This is a genomic window from Salinicola rhizosphaerae (assembly GCF_014652715.1).
GTDB classification, from domain to species: domain Bacteria; phylum Pseudomonadota; class Gammaproteobacteria; order Pseudomonadales; family Halomonadaceae; genus Salinicola; species Salinicola rhizosphaerae.
The window spans coordinates 68,521-93,053 of sequence record NZ_BMZI01000008.1; the positions used below are offsets into that span (position 1 = coordinate 68,521).

The 24,533-nt window shown below is 64.2% G+C and carries 23 protein-coding genes; 18 read left to right on the forward strand and 5 right to left on the reverse strand.

The window, feature by feature from the left end:
- Positions 1 to 4 precede the first annotated feature (4 nt).
- The 5 genes from IE125_RS16970 to IE125_RS16990 all read left to right on the forward strand — a co-directional run bounded on the left by IE125_RS16970 (position 5) and on the right by IE125_RS16990 (position 5,727).
- Entirely contained in the window at positions 5 to 709 is a 705-nt protein-coding gene (locus IE125_RS16970; protein ID WP_189445873.1) for a response regulator, read from the forward strand.
- Complete coding sequence (locus IE125_RS16975; RefSeq protein ID WP_189446058.1) at positions 709 to 2,115, forward strand: sensor histidine kinase; 1,407 nt, start codon at positions 709 to 711, stop codon at positions 2,113 to 2,115. Before IE125_RS16970 ends, IE125_RS16975 begins: the two co-directional genes overlap by 1 nt.
- Complete coding sequence (locus IE125_RS16980; RefSeq protein WP_189445874.1) at positions 2,112 to 3,170, forward strand: ABC transporter substrate-binding protein; 1,059 nt, start codon at positions 2,112 to 2,114, stop codon at positions 3,168 to 3,170. Before IE125_RS16975 ends, IE125_RS16980 begins: the two co-directional genes overlap by 4 nt.
- A 229-nt stretch (positions 3,171 to 3,399) precedes the next feature.
- Positions 3,400 to 4,716 carry a shikimate transporter gene (shiA, locus tag IE125_RS16985; protein WP_189445875.1) on the forward strand — a complete coding sequence of 439 codons (1,317 nt, stop codon included), beginning with the start codon at positions 3,400 to 3,402 and terminating at the stop codon, positions 4,714 to 4,716.
- A gap of 66 nt (positions 4,717 to 4,782) precedes the next feature.
- Entirely contained in the window at positions 4,783 to 5,727 is a 945-nt protein-coding gene (locus tag IE125_RS16990) for an AEC family transporter (protein WP_189445876.1), read from the forward strand.
- Positions 5,728 to 5,788: 61 nt separating this feature from the next.
- Here IE125_RS16990 and IE125_RS16995 read toward each other — a convergent pair whose 3' ends face one another.
- Entirely contained in the window at positions 5,789 to 6,613 is an 825-nt protein-coding gene (locus IE125_RS16995; RefSeq protein ID WP_189445877.1) for a sugar phosphate isomerase/epimerase family protein, read from the reverse strand.
- Between the two features lie 146 nt (positions 6,614 to 6,759).
- On the opposite strand from IE125_RS16995, the gene msrP reads away from it, so the two are divergent.
- The 11 genes from msrP (at position 6,760) to IE125_RS17050 (ending at position 16,739) form a co-directional block, all read left to right on the forward strand.
- Entirely contained in the window at positions 6,760 to 7,782 is a 1,023-nt protein-coding gene (gene msrP / locus IE125_RS17000) for a protein-methionine-sulfoxide reductase catalytic subunit MsrP (protein WP_189445878.1), read from the forward strand.
- Complete coding sequence (gene msrQ, locus IE125_RS17005) at positions 7,782 to 8,420, forward strand: protein-methionine-sulfoxide reductase heme-binding subunit MsrQ (RefSeq protein ID WP_189445879.1); 639 nt, start codon at positions 7,782 to 7,784, stop codon at positions 8,418 to 8,420. Before msrP ends, msrQ begins: the two co-directional genes overlap by 1 nt.
- A 115-nt stretch (positions 8,421 to 8,535) precedes the next feature.
- Positions 8,536 to 9,528, forward strand: coding sequence for a 2-hydroxyacid dehydrogenase (locus IE125_RS17010; protein WP_189445880.1), 993 nt, complete (start codon positions 8,536 to 8,538; stop codon positions 9,526 to 9,528).
- A gap of 172 nt (positions 9,529 to 9,700) precedes the next feature.
- Positions 9,701 to 10,786 carry a LacI family DNA-binding transcriptional regulator gene (locus IE125_RS17015; RefSeq protein ID WP_189445881.1) on the forward strand — a complete coding sequence of 362 codons (1,086 nt, stop codon included), beginning with the start codon at positions 9,701 to 9,703 and terminating at the stop codon, positions 10,784 to 10,786.
- Positions 10,783 to 11,778, forward strand: coding sequence for a TRAP transporter substrate-binding protein (locus IE125_RS17020; RefSeq protein ID WP_189445882.1), 996 nt, complete (start codon positions 10,783 to 10,785; stop codon positions 11,776 to 11,778). Before IE125_RS17015 ends, IE125_RS17020 begins: the two co-directional genes overlap by 4 nt.
- A gap of 10 nt (positions 11,779 to 11,788) precedes the next feature.
- Positions 11,789 to 12,367: a TRAP transporter small permease gene (locus tag IE125_RS17025; protein ID WP_189445883.1), complete on the forward strand. Its 579-nt coding sequence runs from the start codon at positions 11,789 to 11,791 to the stop codon at positions 12,365 to 12,367.
- Positions 12,364 to 13,671 (forward strand): TRAP transporter large permease, encoded by a 1,308-nt coding sequence (locus IE125_RS17030; RefSeq protein ID WP_189445884.1) that lies wholly within the window; start codon positions 12,364 to 12,366, stop codon positions 13,669 to 13,671. Before IE125_RS17025 ends, IE125_RS17030 begins: the two co-directional genes overlap by 4 nt.
- Positions 13,672 to 13,908: 237 nt before the next feature.
- The gene (locus tag IE125_RS17035; protein WP_189445885.1) at positions 13,909 to 14,589 is read left to right on the forward strand and encodes an HAD family hydrolase; all 681 of its coding nucleotides are present in this window, start codon (positions 13,909 to 13,911) and stop codon (positions 14,587 to 14,589) included.
- 142 nt (positions 14,590 to 14,731) lie between these two features.
- On the forward strand, positions 14,732 to 15,106 hold the full coding sequence (locus IE125_RS17040) for a translation initiation factor Sui1 (protein WP_189445886.1): 375 nt from the start codon (positions 14,732 to 14,734) through the stop codon (positions 15,104 to 15,106).
- 165 nt (positions 15,107 to 15,271) lie between these two features.
- Positions 15,272 to 15,691 (forward strand): YbaY family lipoprotein, encoded by a 420-nt coding sequence (locus IE125_RS17045; RefSeq protein WP_189445887.1) that lies wholly within the window; start codon positions 15,272 to 15,274, stop codon positions 15,689 to 15,691.
- Between the two features lie 58 nt (positions 15,692 to 15,749).
- Positions 15,750 to 16,739: an aldo/keto reductase gene (locus tag IE125_RS17050; protein ID WP_189445888.1), complete on the forward strand. Its 990-nt coding sequence runs from the start codon at positions 15,750 to 15,752 to the stop codon at positions 16,737 to 16,739.
- Positions 16,740 to 16,761: 22 nt separating this feature from the next.
- On the opposite strand, the gene IE125_RS17055 is transcribed toward IE125_RS17050, so the two are convergent.
- Positions 16,762 to 17,637, reverse strand: a complete 876-nt coding sequence (locus tag IE125_RS17055; RefSeq protein ID WP_189445889.1) for an NAD-dependent protein deacetylase — start codon at positions 17,635 to 17,637, stop codon at positions 16,762 to 16,764.
- A gap of 155 nt (positions 17,638 to 17,792) precedes the next feature.
- Between IE125_RS17055 and IE125_RS17060 the strand changes: the two genes are divergently transcribed.
- Together IE125_RS17060 and IE125_RS17065 are read left to right on the forward strand one after the other, a co-directional pair.
- On the forward strand, positions 17,793 to 18,707 hold the full coding sequence (locus tag IE125_RS17060) for a nuclease-related domain-containing protein (RefSeq protein ID WP_189445890.1): 915 nt from the start codon (positions 17,793 to 17,795) through the stop codon (positions 18,705 to 18,707).
- A gap of 54 nt (positions 18,708 to 18,761) precedes the next feature.
- Complete coding sequence (locus IE125_RS17065; RefSeq protein WP_189445891.1) at positions 18,762 to 19,733, forward strand: sugar kinase; 972 nt, start codon at positions 18,762 to 18,764, stop codon at positions 19,731 to 19,733.
- Between the two features lie 15 nt (positions 19,734 to 19,748).
- Here the strand turns inward: IE125_RS17065 and IE125_RS17070 are convergent, their stop codons facing one another.
- From IE125_RS17070 to betT, 3 genes are all read right to left on the reverse strand, one after another.
- A complete protein-coding gene (locus tag IE125_RS17070; protein ID WP_189445892.1) occupies positions 19,749 to 20,303 on the reverse strand; it encodes a hypothetical protein in 555 nt (184 codons plus the stop codon).
- Positions 20,296 to 21,921: a sodium:solute symporter family protein gene (locus tag IE125_RS17075; RefSeq protein ID WP_189445893.1), complete on the reverse strand. Its 1,626-nt coding sequence runs from the start codon at positions 21,919 to 21,921 to the stop codon at positions 20,296 to 20,298. Before IE125_RS17075 ends, IE125_RS17070 begins: the two co-directional genes overlap by 8 nt.
- 379 nt (positions 21,922 to 22,300) lie before the next feature.
- The gene (gene betT / locus IE125_RS17080) at positions 22,301 to 24,364 is read right to left on the reverse strand and encodes a choline BCCT transporter BetT (RefSeq protein ID WP_189445894.1); all 2,064 of its coding nucleotides are present in this window, start codon (positions 24,362 to 24,364) and stop codon (positions 22,301 to 22,303) included.
- Between the last annotated feature and the right edge of the window lie 169 nt (positions 24,365 to 24,533).

A 24,533-nucleotide genomic window follows, 5' to 3' on the forward strand; every position in this document is an offset into this window, starting at 1 on the left:
CGACATGCACCTGCTGGTGATCGAAGACGATCCGCTGCTTTCGCGCTCGCTCTCCCAGGCGATGTCGCGCCACGGCTATACCGTCGATGCCTTCTCGAGACTCGACCAGGCCAACGGCGCGCTGAAACAGAGCCGCTTCGATCTGGTACTGCTGGATCTCGGCCTGCCGGATGGCGACGGTCTGTCCCTGCTGGCGACCCTTCGCGACCGACACGACGCCACGCCGGTGCTGATTCTGACCGCGCGCGACGCGCTGGAGGACCGCGTGCGCGGATTGGATCTCGGCGCCGACGACTATCTCGCCAAGCCGTTTTCGATCACCGAGCTGGAAGCTCGCGTGCGCGCCCTGCTCCGGCGCAGTCAGCAAAGGCTCGATAACAGCCTGCGCTTCGGGCCCCTCGTCCTCGACACCGGCTCGACCAGCGCCTGGCTCGCAGGGTCGCCGCTCGACCTGCCGCGACGTGAGTTCAGCCTGCTCGAGGCACTGATGCTGAGCACTGGCCGTATCGTGCCCCGCGAAACGCTCGAGGGCCGCCTGTTCGGTTTCGAGGCCGTGGGCGCCAATGCGCTCGACGTCTACGTCAGCCGTCTGCGCAAGCGGCTCGCCGGCAGCGGACTCGCCATCCGCACACTGCGCGGCCTGGGCTATCGTCTCGAAGAGACGCGAGAACAGCGCGCCGCAGGGCATGAAGAGGCAACCCGCAAGTGATGCCGGCCCCGGTCTCGCTCAAGCGTCGCCTTACGCTGTGGCTGGTGATCATCGTCGCCGGGCTGGGGACGCTCCTGCTGATCGAGGCCTGGACCAGCGCACGCAAGGCCGCGGATCGTGCCATGGACGGTCAGCTCGAGGCGGCCAGCCTGACCATCGCGGAGTCACTGCAGTGGCCCGACGGTACGCCGACGCTCGAAATACCCGCCTCGGCACTGCAGATTCTCGCCACGCGCTGGCAGGAGCGGGTGTTCTACTGGCTCCAGGCGGATAACGGTCGCATCATCACCCGCAACGCCGACCTGCCGATCACGCAAGTGATGGAGCAGCAGGCCCGATCCGGCCCCGTCTATCGCGACGCCGAGTTCGAAGGCGCGCGGATTCGGCTGGCCGGACGCGAAGTCGACTCCGCCGGCTGGGATACCCAGGAGCCGGTCCAGCTATGGGTCGGCCACACCCGTCACGGCCGCGACGTGCTGGCGGGCGAACTGTTCGAGAAGAGCGCCACCCGATTCGTTGCCATGGTGATGATCACGGCCGCGCTGGTCACCATCGCCATGCTCACCGCGCTGTCACCGCTCAAGGCGTTACGGCGGACGCTGCGGGCGCGTCGTGCCGATGACATCAGCCCGATCGAGCTCGGCGTGCCACGCGAGATGCAGGAGCTGCTCGATACCCTCAACCGACTGTTCGCCGATCAGCGCGGCCAACGCGACATGCTGCTGCGCTTCATTGCCGATGCGTCCCACCAGCTCAAGACACCGCTGGCCGGCCTGCAAAGTACCAGCGAACTGGCGCTGGCGGTCGAAGACCCCGCCGAATGGCGTCGCGCGCTGACCGCCGTGCAGGCAAGCGCAGGGCGCACCAGCCGCCTGGCAGGCCAGATGCTGAGCCTGACTCGCCTCGACCACCTCGGCCCGACACACGAGCGCCGCCCGCTGGCGCTCGATCGGCTGCTGCGCGACATCGTTATCGAGTGGGCCGAACGCGAGGCCAGTCAGGCGCACGACCTGGGGCTTGCGATCGAGGCATCGACGCCGGTGTGGATCGACGGCGAGGCCTGGGCGCTGGCCGAGCTGCTCCATAACTGGATCGACAATGCCTGCCGATATACCCCGCCCGGGAGCACGATCACGCTGAAGCTCGCGGCGATCGGCGACGACGTGCGGCTGAGTATCGAAGACGATGGCCCGGGCGTGCCTGCCGATGCCGTCTCGCGTCTGACCCGGCCATTCGAGCGCGCGCAGCGTCAGGACACCGAAGGCTCCGGGCTGGGACTCGCCATTGCCGATTCAATCGCGCAGCGACACGGTACACGACTACGGATCGAGACATGCCAGCCTCGTGGCCTGCGTTTGTACATCGATCTTTCACGTAGTGCCTCACCCCCGGAGTCCGCGGCATGAAGCATCGATCACCACCCCGTTTCCGCCTGGTGACCTGGCTGCTGGTCGGACTCTCTGTCGGCCTGATGGCGAGTTCGGCGGCGCGGGCCGCAACGCCGCTGATCATCGAAGCCGCGCTGGACCGCGACGTCTTCGAGCCGGTGCTCGAGGCGTTCGCCGCGGAGAATCCCCGGATCGAGCTCGACTATCGCGACCGCTCGACGCTGACCGTGGATCAGCGCGCCCGCGACACTCGCGATCCGCCGGACGTGGTGATCAGCTCGGCCATGCCCTGGCAGATGGCGCTGAGCAACGAGGGAGTGGCACAGCCGCTCGACGCCCCGGAAGCGGATCAGTGGCCAGCGTGGGCGAAGTGGCGAGACGAGGTCTTCGGTTTTACCTTCGAGCCCATCGTGATGGCGTATCGACTGGAACTCGCTTCGCACATGCCGCCACCGGAGACGCACCGCGACCTGCTCCAACTGCTTACCGACTACCGCGAGTGGCTTGATGGGCGTGTGGTGGGCTACTCCCCGCGTGACAGCGGCGTCGGCTATACGCTCTATCAGCAGGATGCGCGCTATACACCGCGAGTCTGGGATCTGGTCGCGGCCATGGGCGCGGCCGACGTGCATCTCGAGAAGACCACCCGAAAGATGCTCGAAGGGTTGAGCGATGGGCGCTATTGGCTCGGTTACAACCTGCTCGGCTCCTACGCCATGGTCTGGGCGCAGACGCATCCCGACATCATCGTGCAGGTGCCCAACGACTATTCGCTGGTGCTGATGCGCATGGCGTTCGTGCATCGCGACGCCCCGCATCCCGAAGCCGCGAAGCGCTTCGTCGCGTTTCTGCTGAGCCGTCGCGGACAGCACATTCTTGCCGGGCAGACGCCGCTGTTCAGCGTGCGCGATGACGTCGTCGGCCCTTACACCGCACAGCGACTGCGCGATCAAGTCGGCGATCACCTCTACCCGATTCCGATCAACGCCTCGCTGCTCGCCTTCGTCGATGCGCTGCGACGCCAGGCGTTCCTGCGCCGCTGGGACCGTGAACTGCATATCCTGACGGAGTGAACGTGCCGACGGCATGACCTCACGTTTGCCCCCACGCTTGCCCCACACTTGCCCATTCGGATAGCGCTTTCGCAGAACACCGAAAACCGCGCGTCAACGCCGACCTGCCTCGGCGGCCGCAATCGCGTAGAATGCGCTCCCCGGTTTTGGACGTGGCACCAGCGGCCACGGTCTTGACCTTCACCATTCATGTCATGGCACTACGCGTGCCGCCAAGCGGGAGAGCAGGATGAGCGTATCGGCCGTGCCTACGCAGTCGCTAACGTCCACCAGTCAGGCCAGACGTGCCGCCATCGGCAGTTTCGTTGGCGCCGTCGTCGACTGGTATGACTTCCTGCTCTACGGCATCGTCGCCGCGCTGGTGTTCAACTCACAGTTCTTTCCCAACGTGAGCCCGGCGGCTGGCACGCTGGCGGCGCTGGCGACCTTTGGTGTCGGCTTTCTGTTTCGTCCGCTCGGCGGGGTCGTCTTCGGCCACTTCGGCGATCGGCTCGGACGCAAGCGCATGCTGATCCTGACCGTCGTAATGATGGGTGGCGCCACGGCGCTGATCGGCCTGTTGCCGACCTACGCGAGCATCGGCGTGTGGGCGCCGATCCTGCTCGTCACCCTGCGCGCGATTCAGGGCTTCGCGGTCGGCGGCGAGTGGGGCGGCGCGGCACTGATGGCCGTCGAGAGCGCGCCTCGCGGCAGGCGGGCGTTCTACTCGAGCGGCGTGCAGGTCGGCTACGGCGTCGGTCTGCTGCTCGCCACGGGCAGCGTGTCATTGCTGAGTCACTACCTGGACGACGCCGCGTTCAACGCCTGGGGCTGGCGTCTGCCGTTTCTGTTCAGCGTGGTGCTGGTGCTGATCGCGCTGAAGATTCGCTCGAGTCTCGAGGAGTCACCGGAGTTCATCGCCGCCGTGAAGCAGGCGGATGACAAAGGGGCCGCCGAGCAGCCGACAAAACCGCCGATCGTCGAGGCGATCAAGCGTCATCCGAGCGCGTTCGTCACGATCATCGCGATGCGCCTGGCCGAGCTGTTCACGATGTATATCGTGACGACCTTTGCGCTGAGCTACTCGACCGGTTATCTCGGGCTGTCGCGCGACCTGTTCCTGCATATCGGTCTGCTGGTCGGCGCGATCAGCTGCGTCACCATTCCGCTATTCGCGTTTCTCGCCGATACCCTCGGACGTCGCCGCGTTTATCTGACCGGCGCACTGATCGGCGTCGCCGCAGCCTTTCCGTTCTTCAAGGCACTGGAAGCCGGATCGGTCGTCTGGATCGTCGTGTTCGCGGTAGCGCTCGCCAATCTCGCCCATGACATGGTGGTCTGCGTGCAGCAGCCGATTTTCGCCGAGCTGTTCGGCGCCAGCTATCGCTACAGTGGTGCCGGCGTCGGCTATCAGGTCGCCAGCGTCATCGGTGGCGGGTTCACGCCGTTCATCGCCGCGGCGCTGGTCGATCTCGCTGGCGGAAGCTGGACACCGGTCGCGGTTTATCTTGCCGGCGGCTGTCTGCTCTCGTTCGCCGGCGCGGCCTGGATGCTCAGACGGCGATAGGCCCCTTGCCTGTCCGCGGCCAGCGGCTCATGCTGCGGACATTCACTCGCATTCGACCGGAGTCACGTGAGCACCATCCTCGGCGCCATCATCCCTATCTTCGTGCTGCTGGGCATCGGCTATCTGGCCGTGCTCAAGCGTGTCGTCGACAAGGCGCACGTTCAGGGTATGGGCCGCTACGTGATCAACATCGCGCTGCCGGCACTGGTCATCCAGGCACTGCTGGAGCGGCCGCTGGGCGAAGTCTTCAACATACCCTACCTGCTCGCCTACGGCCTGGGGTCGGGGCTCGCCTTCCTGGCGATGTTTCTCTGGGTCAGCTGGCGCAGCGGCCAGCCGCTGGGACGCCGCGCGCTTTACGCGCTGGGGGTTTCCGCGTCCAACAGCGGCTTCATCGGCTATCCGGTCGCGGTGCTGGTGATCGGGCCGACCGCCGGTATCGCGATGGCGCTCAACATGCTGATCGAGAACCTGCTGGTGATTCCCACGGCACTGGTGCTCGCCGAGTTGAGCGAGAATCGCGGCGGCGCCTTCTGGCCGACGCTCAAGCCCGTCGCGCTTAGAGTGCTCAGGCATCCGTTGATTCTTGCCATCGTCGTCGGCACGCTGCTGGCGGCACTCGATCTGCACCCGCCCGCGCCACTCGCTCGCGTCCTCCAGATGCTGGCGGCGTCCTCCTCGCCGGTCGCGCTGTTCGTGATCGGCGGCACCCTCTGCGGGCTGCGCGTGCGCGGCATGGCTGGCGACGTGGCGCAGATCGCGCTGACCAAACTGACGCTGCATCCGCTCTGCGTGCTTTTGATGATCGCGCTGACTCCCGGCCTGACACCGGTCTTCGCCACCGCGGCACTGGTCTTCGCCTGCGCGCCGATGCTGTCGATGTATCCGCTGCTCGGTCAGCGCTACGGATTCGCCGATCTGGGCACGGCCGCCATGGTGATGGCGACAGTGCTCTCGGCACTCACGCTGGCGCTCGGCATCTGGTTCTCTCACGCCTTCCTGATGGTGTGAAATCGCCGCACTCGCAGCGCGCATGCGCGGCTGAAGCTGCGCGGCCCATGATCGCGTCGCTTCAGCCGCGGTTGGCGAGCGCGGTCTCCAGAGCGTCCTTGCCCTGCAGCGCTGAAATGCCCGTCGGCATCACGCTCAGAATGTCGCTGAAGACCTCGAGCGAGACCGTGCCCCGATAACCGGTCCTGTCCAGCGCCGCGAGAAACGCTTCGACGTTCAGCTCGCCATCACCGGGGAAGGCACGGCGGTGGCGGCTGATCGATTGCAGCGCCTTTTGATCGTCAGGGACGGGCCGCACCGTGGCATCCGCCAACTGGACCAGCCCGATGCTCTCGGCCGGAATAGTCGCCAGCGTCTTGAGCTCCAGATCGCGGGCGAGAATGTGATAGCTGTCCAGCACGATCGATAGTGCCGGATGATCGACCTGTCGGACGAGCTGCCAGGCCTCGCGGTAATCGCAGACGTGTCGCCCCCAGGCCAGCGCCTCGTAGCCGATGCGCATGCCATGCTCGGCGGCCAGCGTGGCAAAATCGTGAAGCGTGGCAGCGATATCGTCGGGCGCTTCGCTGGCGTCTTCGCGCGTGTTGCTGCACAGCAGCAGGAAGTCGCCGCCCAGTGTCGCGAGGGTCTCGAACTGTCGGCGCGCCGCCTCGAGTTTCTGACGGTGGGCCGGCGCCGGGAGTCCGTCGGCATCCCGAAACGGCTGCAAGGCGACCACCGCGAGTCCAAGGTCCCGACAGCGCTCGCCGACTTCCCTCGCCGTCAGCGCGCTGCCGTCCAGGTCGTCGACGAAGATTTCCACGCCGCCGAATTCGGCTCGCGCAATGGCTTCCAGCCTGGCATCCAGTTCACCGCTCAAACAGAGCGTGGCCATCGATCTTTTCATGTCACCGTCTCATCCTGACTGTCTCATCCCTGGGGAACGTTGCCTCAACATAGACCCCGCCATGGCCAGAACGCCAAGGCATCCAGCAACGGCCGAACAGCGTATGAGTGACTACCCTTGTCAACAGTCACCGCAGGAGAGTCATCATGTTGATCAAGATTGCCAAACCCAGCGATCTGCGCGAATCGGACGTCACCCCGGAATCGGTTTATCTTTCGCGCCGGCGCTTCATGGGGGGCGTGATCGGCGTCGGTGCAGGGCTGGCACTGGCTGGCCGCGCCCAAGCCGCGACCGGACCGGACTACGCGGATGTTCCCGCGGGCAACCCGCCTGGCTGGTTCGGCCCCAAGCTCGAGAATGCCAAGTGGGGCGCCGTCGTTCCCGCCGACCGCGACCTCGACAAGAACACCCCGTTCGAGGATGCGACCCACTACAACAACTTCTACGAGTTCGGCACCGGCAAGAGCGATCCGTCGAAGCGAGCAGGGTCGCTGGAGACCCAGCCCTGGAGCGTGGTGATCGACGGTGAGGTAGGCAACGGCGGCCGCTTCGCGCTCGAGGATATCGTCAAGCCGTCGCAGCTTCAGGAGCGCATCTATCGACTGCGCTGCGTCGAGGCGTGGTCGATGGTGATTCCGTGGCTCGGCATCCCGCTGAGTGAGGTGATCAAGCGCGCCGAACCTACCTCGAAAGCCAAGTACGTCAAGTTCGAAACCCTGGTACGACCCGAGCAGATGCCGGGACAGGACTCCTCGTTCGCGCTGATCGACTGGCCCTACACCGAAGGGCTGCGCATGGACGAGGCGATGCATCCGCTCGCCATTCTCGGGCTCGGCATGTATGGCCGCGAACTGCCCAATCAGAACGGCGCACCCTTCCGGCTGATCGTGCCTTGGAAATACGGCTTCAAGAGCATCAAGTCGATCGTGCGCATTTCGCTGGTCGAGCAGCAGCCGGTCAACTCCTGGCAGGCGATCGCCCCGGACGAGTACGGCTTTTACGCCAACGTCAATCCGAACGTCGATCACCCCCGCTGGAGCCAGGCGACCGAACGGCGCCTGCCCAACAGCCTGTTCAATCCGAACATCATCGATACCCGAATGTTCAACGGCTACGCGGATGAGGTCGGCAGTCTCTATGCCGGCATGGATCTGAGGAAACAGTTCTGATGGCGACTTCCCGTCGGATGCTCACGCTATGGCGTGTGGCCGTCTTCATCGCTGCGTTGGCGCCGCTGGTCTACTGGGGTTGGCAGGTCGCCATCAACGCCGCCGGGCCGGAACCGGGGCGCTACCTGCTGCTCAACATCGGCCAAGGCATTCTGTGGATGCTGCTCTTGACGCTCTCGTTGACGCCGCTGACCAAGCTCACACGCTGGAAGGGGTTCACCTTGATCCGTCGCCAGCTCGGTTTGTGGACGCTCGCGTACGCGGTGGCACACCTGCTCTGCTACGCGCTGTTCATTCTCGGTCTCGATCTTTCCCGGCTCGGCAGCGAGATCGTGCGTCGGCCCTACATCATCGTCGGCATGCTGGCGCTGGTCGGGCTGATCGTGATGGGGGTCACCTCCAACAAGTGGTCGATGCGCAAGTTGGGCAAGCGCTGGAAGACCGTTCACAAGGTCGTCTACCTGGTACTCGGACTCGGTCTTCTGCATTTCCTCTGGGTCGTGCGCGCCGATCTCGAGCAGTGGAGCCTCTATGCCGCCGCCGGCGCGCTGCTGATGGTCCTGCGCATTCCCCCCGTTGCCCGCCAGCTGCCGAAGATTCGCCAGCTCGGCAAGCGCCATCAGGGTGCTCGAGCCTGAGGAAAAAGAGCATCTCCACTAGACTTTGGTCCCAAGACCCCGGCATTGCGCCGGGGCTGTCGGTTAGGCTTGAGTCCCTCTAAGCAAATCCATCCGACCGGAGAGCTGTTCCACTATGAGCAAGAGCAAGCGCATTCTGGCGTATCGCCGCCTCAACGATCAGCAGCTCGATCAACTTCGCGAGAACTACCACGTCGATTATTTCGGCAAGCTGGAGTCACCCGACGATCCCGCCTTTCGTGAAGCGCTGGGCGAAGCCCATGGGCTCATCGGTGCCGGCGTCAAGATCACGCCCGAACTGCTCGACGCCGCCCCGCATCTCGAGGCGATCGCCAGCATCTCGGTCGGCGTGGATAGCTACCCGGTCGAGGAGCTGACCCGGCGCGGCATTCTGCTCTGCAATACACCGGACGTGTTGACCGAGACCACCGCCGACACCGGCTTCTCGCTGATCATGGCAAGCGCGCGACGGGTCGTGGAGCTGGCCGAGTACGTCAAACGCGGCGACTGGAAAGCGAGTATCGGCCCGGATCTGTTCGGTAGCGACGTCCACGGCAAGACGCTCGGTATGGTCGGCTTCGGTCGTATCGGCCAGGCGATCGCCAGACGCGGCGCACTGGGCTTCGGCATGAAGGTGCTCTACTCCAACGCCTCGCCCAAGCCGGAGATCGAGCGCGAACTCGGGGCGCGGCGCTGCGAATTCGATGAACTGCTGAAAACGTCGGACTTCGTCTGCACGATCGTGCCGCTGACCGACGAGACTCGCCGGATGATCGGGGCTCGCGAGTTCAAACTGATGAAGGAGAGCGCCATCTTCATCAACCTCGCCCGTGGCCAGGTGGTCGACGAAGCGGCGATGATCGAGGCGCTGAAAAGCGCTGAGATACGTGCCGCCGGTCTGGACGTGTTCGAGCAGGAGCCGCTGCCGGCCGACTCCCCCCTGCCGCAGATGGCCAATGTCGTGGCACTGCCGCATATCGGCTCTGCCACCCAGGAGACACGCACGGCGATGGCCCAGCGCGCCGTCGACAACATTCTGGCCGCACTCGATGGTAAGCGCCCGCTCAGTCCGTTCAATGTCGAAGCCTGGGGCGATCGGCTGGACTGAGTCTCTTGCCCTGCCACCACGTGTGACCTCAACGAGCCCGCGGTGTCGCCGCTGCGGGCACTTCCTGTCACTGCGCTACACGACCTTCCACCAAAGATGGATAGGCGCCACGCTCGCCCACCGCTAGCCTGCTTCCAACCCTTTTGGATCGATCCAAATCACGGAAGCCGCCATGCCGGACTCGTCTGAAGATCAGCCGTCTGACGTTTCAGAAGCAGCGTCCCCTCCAACGCGCGTGACGCTCAAGGAGATCGCCGCTCACGCCAGCGTCTCCCGCTCGACCGTGTCGCTGGTCATGCAGGAGAGTCCGCTGGTGGCGGCACAGACACGCGAACGCGTTCGCGCAAGCGCGCAGGCCCTGGGCTATGTCTACAACCGCGGTGCCGCCACGCTGCGGAGCGCTCGCACCTCGACGCTCGGCGTCATCGTCCACGATATCGCCAATCCGTTCTTCAGCGCGATGGTCGCGGGCATCGACGAGACGCTCCAGCGCAGAGGCTACGTGCCGTTTCTCGCCACCAGCGGCGACAGTCCCGAACGCCAGGCGCGCCTGATCGCACGGCTGCGCGAGCAGCGGGTCGATGCGCTGCTGCTCTGCCCGGCCGAGCAGACGCCTGCCTGCGTGATCGCCTCGTTCGCCGGCTGGCATATGCCCTGCGTCGAGGTGATGCGTCACGTCGGGGAAACGCCGCACGGCGACTTCGTCGGCGCCGATATTCCCAGCGGCATCGCCGCCGCCGTCGCCCACCTCTTCGCACAAGGCCATCGACGAGTCGCGCTGCTGGCCGGCGCCGGCGACCACTCCGCTGACCGCCAGCGTGTCACGGGTTATCGCGAGGCCATGCAGCGAGCCGGCCTCGAGACCGAGATTCGCGTGCACCGCGGCGAGCTTTCCCGGCGCGCCGGACTCGAGCGAACGCTCGCGCTGATGCAGTCACCATCGGCGCCGACGGCGCTGATCTGCCACAACGATCTGGTGGCACTCGGGGCGCTGCTGGCCCTGCAGCGTCTCGGGCTGGAGGCCGGCCACGACTGCGCCGTCGTCGGCATCGACGATATCGACGAGGCAGCGCTCGCCGAGCCGGCCTTGACCAGTATTGCCACCCAGCCTCGCGACATCGGTCAGGCCGCAGCCGAATTGGCGCTGGCGCGCATCGACGATCCCCGGGGGGATCGACGCCGGATCGTGCTGCCGGCACCGCTCGAGATTCGGGCGACGACTGCCTTTCCGCTCGGAACCCCACAGGAGTCCTCATGAGCCATCGCCACCTCTTCGCGCGAGCCCTCGGCCACGTCTTGCTGTTGCCGCTGCTACTGGCCGCGCTGATACCCACCGCGGCCCAGGCCCGCGAGCTGATTTTCGGCCACGGCGCCACCGAGGAGACCGCCTATCACCTGAGCGCGGAACGCTTCAAGCAGCTGCTCGAGGAGAAGACCGACGGTGAACTGACGGTCAGCATCTACAGCAACTCGGTACTCGGTCACGAGACGGAGATGTTCGAGCAGCAGACCGCCGGCGCGCTCGATCTCTCCATCGTCAATCCGGGCCTGATCTCGGAGTTTTCGCACACCGCCAGCATCTTCTCGATTCCGTTTCTCTACCGTGATCTCGACCACTGGCGCCATGTGCTCGACGGCCAGCCGGGGCAGGTGATCGCCGAACGCATCGAGGACGAGACCGGCGTCAAGGTACTCGCCTACTACGGCGGCAGTACACGCCAGATCGTCAGCACCCGACCACTCGAGAGCCTGGACGATCTGCAAGGCATGAAGCTGCGCACCAACCCGACCCGGCCGATCATCACTGCATGGGCGGCACTGGGCACGCAGCCGACGGTGATGGCCTACAAGGAGGTCTACACCGGCCTGCAGCTCGGCGCCATCGATGGCTTGCTCAATGAAGCGGAGTGGATCTACCGCATGCGGTTTCACGAGGTCGCGCCCTATATCGGCCTTTCCGGTCACGACATCACCGTGCGGTTGCTGACGATATCGGACGACACCTGGGATTCGCTGTCGCCGGACGAACAGCAGGCCGTGCAGGCCGCCGCCGATGAGAGCGAGCAATACGCCCGCGACCTGCAGATCCGGCTCGACAAGGAGTCGCGCGACAAGCTCAAGGAGGAAGGCGCCACCTTCTATCCGATGGATCGCGAACGCATGCAGCAGATCGTCGCTAAACCGCTCGGCAAGGTGATCGACGACATGGGCCTGCGCGATCTCTACGAACTCATCATCAACACGGATTGAGGAGACACTCATGGCATTCGCAACGGCTCTCGGCCGCGTCAATCGCCAGCTGGAGCGCGTCCTCAATGGCGTGCTGCTGTTTCTGCTGGCCAGCTTCATCGTGCTGATCGTCTATCAGATCGCAAGCCGTAACCTGGGATTCATGCCACGACTCTACTGGACCGAAGAGATGAGTCGCTTCGCCTTCCAGTGGATGATCATGCTGGGCACCGCGATCGGCGTGCTGCACGCCGATCACTTCGTGCTCGAAGCGTTTCCACGTGGCTCCTGGCCGGATCGCATTACGCGGGTGATTCGCGATATCGCCTGCCTGATCGTGGGCCTGATCTTCGTCTTTCTCGGCTGGGGTTTCGCACTCTCGGGATTCAACCGCATCGCCAGCGCCTCGCAGCTGCCGATGGTGGTGACCTACTCGACTTTCTTCGTCAGCGGCGTGCTGATCGTGCTGTTCAGTCTGCAGCGGTTGCTGTCGACGATGAGCCAAGGCCTCGACGCCATGGAGCGCGAGCTCGATACGCCGTCCGAAATCGATGCGCCAGGAGACGCGCCGCCGACGCAGACAATCGCCACGCCGGAGAAACGATCATGATGCCGACCGACTGGTTACCCATGCTGCCGTGGCTGCTGTTCGTGCTGCTCGGCGTGTTCATCATTCTCGGCGTGCCCATCGCCATGTCGCTGGTGCTGACATCGTTCTCGATCATCGTCCTCGACCCGCGCCTCATTCCGTGGGTGATGTTCCAGCGCATGTACTACGGCATGGATTCGTTCGTGCTGCTGGCGGTGCCGCTATTTCTGCTCGCCGGCAACCTGATGAATGCGGCCAGAATCACCGATCGATTGATCACGCTATGTCTCAATTTGGTCGGCCACGTCAAAGGCGCGTTGGCCCACGTCAACGTGCTGGTGAGCATGCTGTTTGCCGGAGTTTCAGGGTCGTCTACGGCAGACAGCGCCGGCATCGGTACGGTGCTGATTCCGGCGATGAAGAAGGAAGGCTACCCGACCCACTTCAGCGTGGCGGTCACCGCGGCCTCTTCGGTGATGGGCATCATCATCCCGCCGTCGATCAACATGATCGTCTGGGGCGCGTTGACCAGCACCTCCATCGCCGGGCTGTTTCTCGGTGGTATCATTCCCGGCGTGCTGATCGCCGTGGCGCAGTTGGCGATGAATCTCGGCTACGTGCGCCGCTACGACGTGCCGACCCGCCAGCGCGCCACTCTCAGGCAGCTCGCCAGTTCCGGCAAGGACGGTCTACTTGCCGCCGGCATACCGGTGCTGATCATCGGTGGCATCACGCTCGGCATCGTCACGCCTACGGAAGCCGCCGTCATGGCCGTGCTCTACGCCCTGCTGCTCGGCTTCGTCGTCTATCGCGAACTGACACTCAAAAGCGTGCTGAACGCCTCCACGGATACCGTTCGGCTCTGTTCGCTGTCGCTCTTCAGCCTGGTGGGTGCGGCAATCTTCGGCTATCTGATCAGTTTCTATCGCATTCCGCCGCAGCTGATGGCGGGCGTCGAGATCACCGATCCGACCACGCTGCTGATCGTCGCCACCATCGTCATGCTGCTGGTCGGCACCTTCATGGACTCGCTGCCGGCGATGGCGATCCTAGCGCCCATCTTCCAACCACTCGCCGCTCAGGCCGGCGTCGACCCGCTGCAGTTCGGCGTCATCAGCGTGATGGCGCTCGGTCTTGGCCTGATCACCCCACCCTACGGCCTGTGCCTGATGATCTCGGCCAAGATTGGCGGAATTCCGCTGCTCAAGGCGCTGGGCACCACGATGATCTATCTGCTGGTGATGCTGGTCGTCATTGGCCTGCTGATCGCCTTTCCTGACCTGATTCTCTATCTGCCTCAGACTTTCGGGCCTGACGCCGGGTGACGGCGTCCGGTCACAAAGTGTGCAAATAGCGCAACGTCTCCCGTCTCCGCTTGTCAGGGGACGACGGGGCGACTAAAGTTCAACCATCAGATGAAAACAGTGTTCCAAAACCTTGAAGTCGACACCCGTGGACGCCATGTTCGCATCCGCGCTCAACCATCGGGTCATCGACGCCGATAACACGGCAAGGCAACCGACCCTATTCATTCACTGACCGCGCCCTCGAGGCGACTCATCATGCCCGATCCGCTCTGTCTTCTTTTCGATTGCGACGGCACCCTGGTCGACAGCGAACCGCTGCTCGCCGAAGTCATGGCCAAATACCTCACCCAGGCTGGCCTGCCATTTCACGCCGATGATTACATGACCGATTTCCGCGGCTCGCGTTTCGCCAACATCGTGGCGCATCTCGAGCGAGTTCATGGCGAGATCGACGATGCGCTGCGCCAGCGGATCGAGACCGCCATGCGGGCCGAGATGCACGAACGCATGACCTCCGAGCTCGAGCCGATCGATGGCGTCGTGCCAGCACTGGAGGCGCTCGGGTCGCTGCCGCGCTGTGTGGCCTCCAACGGGCCGGAAACCAAGATCCGCCGCGCTCTCGACAGCACCGGCCTGCGCGGCTTCTTCGGTGACAACATCTACAGTGCCTACACCGTGGGTAGCTGGAAACCGGAACCGGGGCTTTTCCTTCATGCCGGGCGAGACATGGGCTTTGTCCCCGCCGACTGTATCGTGATCGACGACGCTGCCGTTGGCGTGCGCGCTGCGCTGGCTGCCGGCATGCGGGTCATTCACATCAATCGGTTCCCGGATCGCGAGCGCACCCCGGCAGGCGCGATCGGCATACACGGCATGCATGAGCTGCCCCGGGCGGTAGAGCGACTGATGCCCGCCGTGGCGGCCGCCAACCTCTAGTCGCCGCTTCCCTTGCATTGAACCGGACAGGGCCGAACTCGCACGAGTTCGGCCCTGTCGCGTCTGCGCTGCCTGTCGCCAGATTCGGCACTGGCCATCCATCGGCGTTATCATTTTCCAAACCGTTCCACCAGGTATCTGCATGCCATCACTACAGGATCAACTACGCGGTCTGGTCTACTCCACCGAGCACGGCGAAACCTGCCCCGACTGCCGCCAACCGGTCGCCGAGTGTGACTGCCGCGACCGCGAGGAAGCCGAGCGGCTCGCGGCGCTCGACGGCATCGTGCGCATTCGCCGGGAAACCAGCGGGCGCAAGGGTAAAGGCGTGACGACGGTTCAGGGCGTGCCGCTACCCAGCACCGAGCTGAAGGCGCTCGCCAAGGCCCTGAAGCAGCGCTGCGGCACCGGCGGTGCGGTGAAGGAAGGCGTGATCGAGATCCAGGGCGATCATCGCGACGTGCTGAAAAGCGAGCTCGAAGGACGCGGTTACACGGTCAAGCTGGCCGGCGGCTGACGCGTGAAGTCAGACGATAAACGGGAATTTTTCTCCGCGCCGTCGGTCCCATCGCCATCTCTACCTTAGAGAGATTCGATGAACGATACGAGAAGGATTTCGATGCTCGCCTCTCTTTCACTAGCCCCTGTTTCACTCACGCCATGTTTGCCACGCCGCCGGTTCATGTTCCGCTGGATTCTGGCCTTGCTGGCGTTGACCGCGCTGGCCGGCTGCGCCAGCGGGCCCCAGTTCGACACACTCGCCGCTCGAGTGGTCTCGAAGCAGCCGATTACGCTGCCCGCCGACGCCACCCTCGAAGTGCAGCTCACCGACGAGTCCACCGGCGACGTGCTCGCCAGCAGCCGCTACGAACGGCTGGGCCAGCTGCCGATCCCCGTGACGCTGCAGTACGCGCCCGAAGCGATCGACATCGACGATATCTATCGACTCAGCGCACAGATTCGCAGCAACGGCCGCATCGCCTATCTGAGCGATCAGCCGGTCTCCGTGTTCGGCCGCGACGACCCAAGTGAACCGGACATTCCGGTCGTGACGACTGGCGCGGACTCCACGCCGACAGAGGAGTCTGCAACCTCGCCTTGATAGCGATCGCATTCGGAACCACGCTGAAGCGGACGACCTTCATCTCGAGGAGAGAGACATGGAGAAACGCAAGCTCCCCGGCACCGACATCGAACTATCGCGCGTCGGACTCGGCACCTGGGCCATGGGCGGCCGCCTGTGGGGCGGCGCCGATGATCCGTCGGCCATTCGCACCCTGCATGCCGCCATCGAGCGCGGCGTCACGCTGATCGACACCGCACCCGCCTACGGCTTCGGTCACGCCGAGGAGATCGTCGGCAAGGCCGTGGCCGAGAGCGGGAAGCGCGACAGCCTGGTCCTGGCGACCAAGGCAGGCCTGGAATTCGAGAGCGGCGCGCCGGCGCGTAATGCCACCGCCAAGCGACTGGAAACGGAGCTCGAGGATTCGCTGCGCCGTCTGCAGACCGACTATATCGATCTCTACCAGATTCACTGGCCGGACCCGCTGGTCGAAATCGAAGAAACCGCCGAGGCCATGGCGCGGTTCTATCGCGACGGCAAGATTCGCGCCATCGGCGTCAGCAACTTCTCGCCGGAACAGTGCGACCGCTTTCGCGAGGCGGCGCCGCTGCACACGCTGCAGCCGCCGTACAACCTGTTCGAGCGCGATATCGATGACGATATCCTGCCCTACGCCGAACGCAGCGATCTGACGCTACTCACCTACGGCGCGCTGTGTCGCGGGCTGCTGACCGGCAAGATGTCCGAGGGCTACGCCTTCGAGGGCGATGACCTGCGCAACAAGGACCCCAAGTTTCAGCCGCCCCGATTCGCACAGTATCTGGGAGCGGTCGCCGCGCTGGAGCGGCTCGCTCGCGAACGGCACGACAAGAGCGTGCTGGCACTGGCCGTGCGCTGGATTCTCGATCGTTCGTCCCACACCGTGGCGCTGTGGGGAGCTCGCAGGCCGGCACAGGTAGAGCCGCTCGATGAGATCGACGGCTGGTCGCTGACCGACGCAGACATGGCCGATATCGATGCCATTCTCGCCGAACACGTGACCGACCCGATCGGCCCCGAATTCATGGCGCCGCCGGCCCGCCAATGAGCGTTACAGGCGCTTGCCGATCTCAGAACCCGGCTTCAGCCGGGTTCTGTCGTTTTCGTCCATCGAGATGATCGACCATTGCCGTCAGAGTCGGCCCGATCGCCGCCGAGACCTTGATGTCATAAAGCGCGTCGGCCCGAGTCGCTCCCAGGTTGAGGCAAGCGATCGGCTTGCCGTTGGCAGCGGCATGACGCGCGAACCGAAACCCCGAATAGACCATCAGCGACGAGCCGACGACCAGCATCGCCGAGGCCTCGTCGAGCGCGGCAAATGCGGTCTCGCTGCGCGCCTTGGGGACGTTATCGCCGAAAAAGACGACGTCGGGCTTGAGAATGCCGACGCGGCAGCGCTGACACGCCGGCACCTCGAAGTTCGAGAAATCGTGCCCATCGAGGTCGGCATCGCCATCCGGCCCCACCTCCGCGCTCAGCGAAAGCCACTGCGGATTGCGCCGCGCCAGCTCGTCATGGAGAGCGTGGCGCATCAGCGTGGCGCCACAGTTCATGCACTTGACGACATCCGCCTGCCCATGCAGATCGGTAACCCATCGCGACCCGGCCCGCTGATGCAGACCATCGACGTTCTGCGTCACCAGGCGCACGATACGTCCCTGACGCTCGAGCGTTGCCAGCGCGATGTGTGCAGGTCCCGGGTGGGCACCGGCCAGCGCACGAAAACCGACCAGGCTGCGCGCCCAGTATCGGCGCCTCACTGCCGCGCTGCCCATGAACGCCTGGTGGCTGACCGGCGGCGGCCGCTTCCAGTCGCCGCGAGCGTCACGATAGTCGGGAATGCCGCTATCGGTGCTGACGCCCGCCCCGGTGAGCACGAAGAGCCGGGGATGCGCGTCGACGAACGCGGCCAGCGCCTCGATGGAAAGTGTCGGATCCTCTGGCATGTCGTCTCTCGCTGCCGGACTCGGAATGCTTCACCATAGACGTTAGCCGCCAGCGTGCCGAGCCCGATCGTTCATCGACATGCCCGGCATCGCAGCCGATGCTCGACCTCGGCTAGAATGGGGCATCCTCTCGTCCAAGCTCCAAGGATCGATGCATGGCCTGGTTGGAGTACGTGCTGCCACTGATCTTTCTGACACCGCTGGGTGCCGCCGCCCTGGTGGCCATCACCCTGCGCGACGTGCAGACCGTTGGCCTGCGCTCGCCGCACGACGGTGAACCGATTCGCGAGATCGCCCAGGCCCATCGGGATCGGCTCGAGAAAGCGCGCATGGTGTTCTTTCTCGATGCGACACTGGCGCCGACACTGACGCTGATGCCGCTGGTCTACGGCATGGGCCGCATTCTCTTTGCCGAGGAGCAGAGCTGGCTCGAATGGTCACTCTACGGCGTCGTCAGCACGCTGCTGGCCATGCTGTTCTGCTTTCTGATCCTGCGCGACGTGCAGCGTATGCGGCGGCTGACTCGCAGCCTCGCCTGCGAGCTTGCGGTGGGACAGACGCTGGATCATCTGATGCGTCCGCTCGCCAAGCCTTATTTCGTCTTCCATGACTACCCCGCCGACAGTTACACCATCGACAATGTGCTGGTCACGCCACAAGGGGTGTTCGTCATCCAGACGATGGCAAGAGACTTCCCGCTCGACCTCGAAGGCCGACCCAACAACGTCGTCTCCGTCGAACACGAACGCCTGCGCTTCCCCGGCTGGAGCGAACGCGAGGTGCTGCGCAAGGTGCGTCTGTCGACCGTCTGGCTACGCCAGTGGCTGACACGCCATGCCAGGCTTTCCGTGCCAGTGCGCGGCATTCTGGTGCTGCCAGGGTGGTCGATCGATGACGAAACCGGTGCCAAGGCCGAGACGCGCGACGTCTGCGTCGTCGATGGTGCCGACCTGTCGCTACAGCTTGGCGACGCCAGCGACGAAGCGATCGACGACGCCACGCGCCAGCAGCTGGTCGAGGCGCTCGACAAGCGCTATCAAGCTTTCGCGCGGACCCTGACCAAGCACTGATCGCTGACCGGTAGTGCTTCTGCACCTCTCTTCCATCATTCGCAAGGAAACGCCATGCCCTCCCCCGATACCGCGACTTTCGATGTTCTCACCTTCGGCGAAGCCATGGCGCTGTTCGTTGCCGACGAGACAGGACCGCTGGATCGCGTCGCCCAGTTTCATCGTCGGACCGCCGGCGCGGATACCAACGTCGCGATCGGACTCTCTCGTCTCGGTTTCGACGTGCGCTGGCTATCGCGCATCGGCGCGGATCATAACGGTGCCTTTCTCCAGCGCGCGCTGGAGGCGGAGGGACTGGATTGCCGGCATCTCAAGCGGGATGACCAGCATCCGACCGGGCTGGTGTTCAAGGAGCGGGCCCTGGATGGCGCCGATCCGCACGTCGAATACGTGCGTTGCGGCAGCGCGGCGAGTTACCTGAGCATCGAGGACAGTCACGATGTCTCGCTGACGTCTGCACGTCACCTCCACGCCACCGGCATTCCCCCGGCCATTTCGGCGAGCGCCCGAGAGCTCTCCTTTCACCTGCTGAGCGAAGCTCGCAAGGCAGGGCTCTCGATCTCGTTCGATCCCAACCTTCGTCCGACGCTCTGGCCAAGCGAGGCGATCATGATCGAAACGCTGAACGCGCTGGCCGCGCAGGCAGATATCGTCATGCCGGGGCTCGCCGAGGGGCGTCTGCTGACCGGGCGCGATACGGCACGTGATATCGCCGCGGACTATCTGGATCGCGGCGCCAGGGCCGTTGTCATCAAGCTAGGACCGGAGGGGAGCTACTTCCGCACGGCGGATGCCGAGGGGACCGTGGCAGGTACGCCGGTCGCCAATGTCGTCGACACCGTTGGCGCGGGCGACGGCTTCGCCGTCGGCATCGTCAGCGCCTATCTCGATGGTCTCGACTGGCCGACCGCGCTTCACCGCGGCAATCTCATCGGCGCGCGCCAGGTCCAGGTCATCGGCGACATGGAAGGCCTGCCCAATCGCGCAGAACTCACCGACATGGAGCGCAGCGGCAGCGCGCTCTAGGCCCGCGATCGACGATTACTGCGAAAGCCTGCCAAGCCCGGCCAGTACGGCGGGCTTGAGCATTCCCAGCGCCTCGCCCGAGAGGCCGCTGAGCACGATTAGCCGGGTGCGCCTGCCATCGCGATAGCCCAACCACAGCGGCAGCTCGATGCGACAGAGCGTTTCCGGCTGCACTCGTAATACCCAGCGTCGCGGCTTCGCCAATCGCTCCCACAGCCACCAGCGTTCGAACTGGGCCGCGCTGGGTTGCCCGCCGCCCTCCAGCGGCAGGGCTTCCTGACTGCCGAGCGGATCGGTGCGACGGGCGCTCGGTTCATCACAAAGCCGTGCGCTCGGCAGCAGCAGCGCCCGCGAAAGATCGCTCGACCCGACCAGCCAGGCCGACGGCGATCGAGGAACCTTGCCGATTGCCATCGCCCATAGCGACAGCCGCGCCGGCTCGAAACGGTCGGCGCCGAAGCGCCCCAGCCGCTTGCGCACGTCCGCGGCGTCGAGCCGGTGAGATAGCCGCAGTGGCCTGTCGCTGTCATCTTTCTGCTCACGCTGCCGCAGCGTTCGAGGTTCACCCATTCGCCCAGCCCTGCAACAGCGCCAGTGCCGCCAGCGTGACGAAAAACCAGATCACCAATCCGATACAGCGCCGCCGCGTCAGCCTTGCATCGCGCCCGAGCGAAGCGGCGTTGGCACTGCGGCCTTTCAAGATCGCCTGCATATCCGGCGCGCTCTCGTCCATGGCGACATCCGCCAGCTGCTCTCGCGTCGGTGCCGGCGCGCTCAGGCTGACCAGGAAGCCTGCGACCAGCGAGACGATCAGGCCGACGAAATTCTGGTAGAGCCAGGAGATATCGGTATTCGAGACTGCCCAGACCGCCGCCATGCCGAACACGATACCGGCGACGGCTCCGCGGCCGTTGCTGCGGTGGCTAAGAATCGCGAGCAGGAACACGCCAAGCAGCGCGCCGTAGAACCAGGAACCGATGCGATTCACGGCCTCGATGACGGGCCCCAGGTTGCCGGCGAAGAAGGCGAAAAGGGTCGCGTAGATCCCCCAGAAGATCGTCGCCCAGCGCGAGGCCTTGAGATAGTGGCGCTCGTCGGCCTCCGGTTTGACGTAGCGTGCATAAAAATCGCGCACGGTGACCGCCGAGAGCGAATTGAGCGCCGAGTCCAGACTCGACATCGCCGCGGCGAAGACGCCGGCGATGACCAGGCCCGTAACGCCAATCGGAAATGCGTTGACCACGTAGCGCGGAAACAGCTCGTTGAGATTGTCCGGCGCCGTCATGCCATGCTGCTGATAGTAGGCCGCGAGCATCACCCCGATGAACAGGAACAGCAGCATCTGCGGCACCAGCAGATAGCCGCCGATCAGCAGCGAGCGCTGCCCCTCGGCAATCGAGGGGCTGGTCAGCACGCGCTGGATCTGGCTCTGATCGGTACCGAAGTAGGCGATATGCAGCACGATCCCGCCGATCAGACCGGCCCATAGAGAGTAGGTCACGGTGGGATCGAGCGAGAGATCGATGGTGTTGAACATATGATTCGCCGCGCCGAAAGCGAACACGTCACTCCAGCCGCCGGGCAAGCTGCCGACCATCAGCACCATGCTGAGGATGGCGCCGAGCCAGAGCACGAACATCTGGATCACATCGGTCCAGATGACGGCGCTGATACCGCCCAGAACGGTGTAGCCGACCGCAATGACCGCCATCAGAACGATGGTCAGATTGACGTTCCAGCCGGTGACCACGGCGAGCACGAGCGCCGGGGCGTAAAGCACGACCCCGGTCGCAAGCCCTCGCGCGATAAGGAATAAAAGCGCCGCCAGCGAGCGCGTCGCGAGGCCGAAGCGTCGCTCGAGCAGCTCGTAGATGCTGTAGATACCGGCGCGGTGAAAGATCGGCACCAGCACCACGATCAATACGGCCATCGCCAGCGGCACGTTGATAAAGGTCGCCAGCCGCTCCAGCCCGCCCTCGAACCCCCAGCCCGGCGCACCGATGAAGGTGATGGCGCTCGCCTGCGTCGCCATCACCGACAGGCCGATCGCCCATCCAGGGATCTTGCGGCCGCCGAGAAAGTAGTCCTCGGTATTTTCCTGATCCTTGCCGAAACGGACGCCGACCCAGGCGATGCCCATTACGTAGACGATCAGTACAACGGTATCCACCCAGGTAAAAGCGCCCACATCCCTGTCCTCGCACTGTTATTGTCGAATCGACATCGCCGTTGCCGTCGAACTGGGCATGTCGTCGAATTCGCATGGTTGTCGAATCGGCGTTGTCGTCGAACTCTTGCCCTCAACAAATGGCTTCTCCGTGAATCAACCATAGCACGCTCCGATCGGATGATCGGACGGGGCCATGGTCGTAGGGACGCCCAAAAAGAGACCGAACGCCGATAAAGGGAGCAAAAAACCAGGGTTAGTTTTCGCCACGGGGCTGGCCTCAAGCAAAGCGACCCGATAAGCGCAACGACCCGATAAGCGCAGCTGACAGAACGGTGACGTACAAAAAAGCGACCCCGGCCAGATGGCCGGGGTCGCTCGCAGAGGCAGTTGACAGTGGTCAGCCTGGCGGCTGTTCCGGGCTGTCGGGCATGTTGATGCTGCCCGGCTCCTCACGGTTGAGGTGCAGGAACTGCAGATGACGCTCGTACTGATCGAGGATGTCGTCGATGACCTGCTCGCGGGTATAGCCCATCAGGTCATAGCCCTGACTACCTTCGAGCAGATAGACCTCGAGCCGGTAGTAACGACCGCTACTGCGCGGCGTGCGCATGGCGAACGACGGCGTCGAGAACGGATGCGTCCAGATCTGGTAGGCGAAGTTCTGCTCGCTGCCGAGATGAACATAGATGGCCAGATACTCATCGCCGTTCTGTTCACCTTCATTGATCTCGACTTCAACCCCCTGTTTCACCAGCTCGTCGCGCACCGACTCCATCGCAGGGCGCCCGGTGTCATTCAAGAACGCCTTCGCTTCCTTGAAATCGGGGAACGACATGCTGCGTTTGAGACGCGTCTTCCAGTCGAAACCCTTCTCGCGGCTACCGGCCGACATTCTGCCAGAGAGCGAGCCCGCCAGGCTGAGCCGGTGGCTGTCTTCCTTGAAGGCTTCCACTTTCAAGGCCTTGTAGAGACCCGCGATCATGAAGAACAGCACCACCGAGAACGGAAGCCCGGTAATCACGACCGCGCTCTGCAGCGTGGTCAGTCCGCCAGCCAGCAGCAGCGAAAGCGTCAATACGCCGATTACGGCGGACCACAGGATACGCATCCAGATCGGGGCATCGCTGTTGACGTCCTTGAGCTTCGACGTGAAGTTCGACAAGACCAGCGCCCCCGAGTCCCCCGAGGTCACGAAGAACACGATGGCCAGGATGCTCACGGCGATCGTGGTGAAGACCGGGAACGGATACTGCTGCAGGAACAGGTAGATCCCCGCCGGCGGCGTCTGCATCACCTGCTGACCGAATTCGCTCGCCCCGTTCATCGCCATGTCGATGGCGCTGTTACCGAGGATCGACATCCAGATCATCATGAACGCGATGGGCAGCGTCAGCGTACCGGCCACGAAGGTGCGGATGGTGCGCCCGCGCGAGATACGTGCGAGGAACAGACCGACGAACGGGCCCCAGGCGATCCACCAGGCCCAGAAGAACAGGGTCCAGGCATTGAGCCAGTCGGTGGGCTGGTCGAAGGCGTAGGTGTCGAACGACATCGAGACGAATCCGGAGAGATAGTCCCCGATGTTCATCACCAGCGCATTGAGCAGGAAGATCGTCTTGCCGGCGAAGAGCACGAACAGCAGCAGCGCGATCGCGAGCAGGATATTGAACTCGGAGAGCCGGCGAATACCCTTCTCGACCCCGGTAACGGCCGAGATGGTCGCGAAGAGCACGATGAGCAGCACCAGAACGGTCTGCGTCCAGGCGCTCTCGGTAATGCCGAACATGAAGTCCAGCCCGTAGTTCAGCTGGATGACGCCGATGCCGAGACTCGCCGCGATGCCGAAGACGGTACCCAGCACCGCTGCGATGTCCACGGCGTGGCCAATGGGCCCGTAGATTTTCTTGCCAAAGATCGGATAGAGCGCGCTCGAGATGGTGAGCGGCAGATTGTGACGATAGCTGAAGAACGCCAGCGACATGCCGACCAGCGTATAGATGCCCCAGCCGGACAGACCCCAATGGAGGAACGTCAGCTGCATCGCGTGGCGTGCCGCGGCGATCTGATCGTCGGGCGCGTTCGGCGCGTTGTAGAACTGGGTCAGCGGCTCCGCCAGGGCGAAGAAGATGACGCCGATCCCGATCCCGGCCGAGAACAGCATGGCGGACCAGGAGAAGATGTTGAAATCCGGCCTCGAGTGCTCTGGCCCGAGCCGAATCTTGCCGAAGCGAGAGACGCCGAGGAACAGCACGAAGGCGAGATAGATGACGACTGTCAGAAAGTAGTACCAGCCGAATGTGTTGGAGATCCACCCCAGCAGCGCATTGATGATGCCATTCGCTTGCTCGGTAGCCACCATCGCCCATACCGAAAAGACGACGATGCCAATGACCGACCCATAAAAGACGACTGGATTCAGCCTGTCCCGGGCCGGAGAATTATTATCAGGGCTTGTGCTCATGCGGCTCCCATCATGTTGATAGTTAGCGTTGACGAACCGGCGCCGAAACGTGCGCCATCGCAGCAGCGTGATCGGCCGGGCCGTTCGTTTCCGTGTTCCCGCCGCGAGGCCTTGCGACCCCTCATGGAGTTAAGTCGACTTCGTCCGTTCCAGCCAGTCGATCATGCGT